General features: G+C 20.2%; 2 protein-coding genes. Both read left to right on the forward strand.

The genetic code is table 11. From position 1 onward, the window contains the following. Positions 1-59 precede the first annotated feature (59 nt). A complete protein-coding gene (locus BGI41_RS08615; RefSeq protein ID WP_088540182.1) occupies positions 60-437 on the forward strand; it encodes a hypothetical protein in 378 nt (125 codons plus the stop codon). Between the two features lie 318 nt (positions 438-755). After that, positions 756-1,301 (forward strand): rubrerythrin, encoded by a 546-nt coding sequence (gene rbr / locus BGI41_RS08050; RefSeq protein ID WP_088540183.1) that lies wholly within the window; start codon positions 756-758, stop codon positions 1,299-1,301. The last annotated feature ends 289 nt before the right edge of the window (positions 1,302-1,590 follow it).

The raw sequence follows: 1,590 nt of genomic DNA on the forward strand, positions 1-1,590 counted from the left end.
AGTATGCTTAAATTATATATTATTATGAAAAGTTATTTTTTTAATTTTAAATTTTAAAGGTGTTTAATATTAGTTCTAAAAACACTAAGGATAATAATAAATCTAAAAATAAATATCGATATGTAGCATATGATGATTTGGATATTAATTATGATATTCTAAATGATAAAGAAAAGAAAATCGCAAAAAATCCAAATATGTATCGTAAAAATGCTGAATTAATTAGCATTTGTTTACCTGGTATTGGACTTGTTTATTTAGGTAATAAAATTCAAGGTATTGCAATTTTTATAGTATTTGTAATATTAATATTTGCATTATTAAAAGTTTCATATGGTAAATGGATAATTGCTATTGTTTATATTGCCCAATTACTTTTTACTGTATTTTCAGCTTATAGTCAAATAAACAAAGTTTTATTAAAATCTTCTAAATAATTTTTTTAGTTTTATTTTTTAATTTTATATTTCAATAATCTTAATCTAAATTCATGTTTATGTATTGATTTTATTTTTTTTTTTTAAATTGTCTTATTTTTTTCTTGATTTTTTAGTGTTTTATTTAATTTTAGTTTAAATATTTTCCAATAATTAAGTATTTTTCATAATTTTTCAATTTATTATTTTATTTATTTATATAGTATTTTTTCTAAAAATATAACGTTTGTATATTTTTTTATACACTTAACTTCATTTCGATAAATATTAATAATATTAGAGTATATACTATTTAATATAATATTGGAGGTATTTTTTATGGTTAATTTAAAAGGTACTAAAACTGAAAAAAATTTAGAAACTGCTTTTGCAGGTGAATCTGAAGCAAGAAATAAGTATACTTATTTCGCAAGTAAAGCAAAAAAAGATGGATATGTACAAATTTCCCAATTATTTGAAGAAACTGCAAATAATGAAAAAGAACATGCTAAAATTTGGTTTAAAATATTAAGTGGTGGAGATATTAAATCCACTGAAGAAAATCTTGTAGAAGCTGCAGCTGGAGAAAATTACGAATGGACTGAAATGTATAAAACCTTTGCTGAAGAAGCTAAAGAAGAAGGTTTTGATGAAATTGCTTTTTTATTTGAAAAAGTTGCAGATATTGAAAAACATCACGAAGAAAGATACAATCAATTACTTGAAAATGTAAAAAACGGTTCTGTATTTAAAAAAGATAAAGAAATTGTATGGATCTGTGCTAATTGTGGACATATTTATATTGGTGAAGAACCTCCTGAAGTATGCCCAGTATGTGCTCATCCAAAAGCATTTTTCCAAGAAAAAGCTGAAAACTACCTTTAAGTTTTCTCTTTCTTCTTTTTTTTATTAAATATTTTAGATTTATTTTAATTTTTATCTTTGATTTTTTATTGTTTTTTGTGTTTTATTATTTCTTATATTTTTTGTTTTCTTAGTTTTCTATTGTTTTTTGTGTTTTTTAGATATTATTGTAGGTTTTTCTTATTTTTTTTTTTTTTATAAGTTGTTTTTTTCTTAATTTTTTAATTAATTAAATCTTTTATTAAAAATATTTTTAAGGATTTATTTTAAAATTTTAATATTTTCTTTTTTATGGTTTAAAGATATAAAA

This window comes from Methanobrevibacter sp. 87.7, assembly GCF_002208625.1.
In the GTDB taxonomy this organism is placed as follows: domain Archaea; phylum Methanobacteriota; class Methanobacteria; order Methanobacteriales; family Methanobacteriaceae; genus Methanarmilla.

Excerpts from the sequence above, each read along its gene's own strand:
- rbr (WP_088540183.1), top strand. The coding sequence starts at position 756 with ATGGTTAATTTAAAAGGTACTAAAACTGAAAAAAATTTAGAAACTGCT.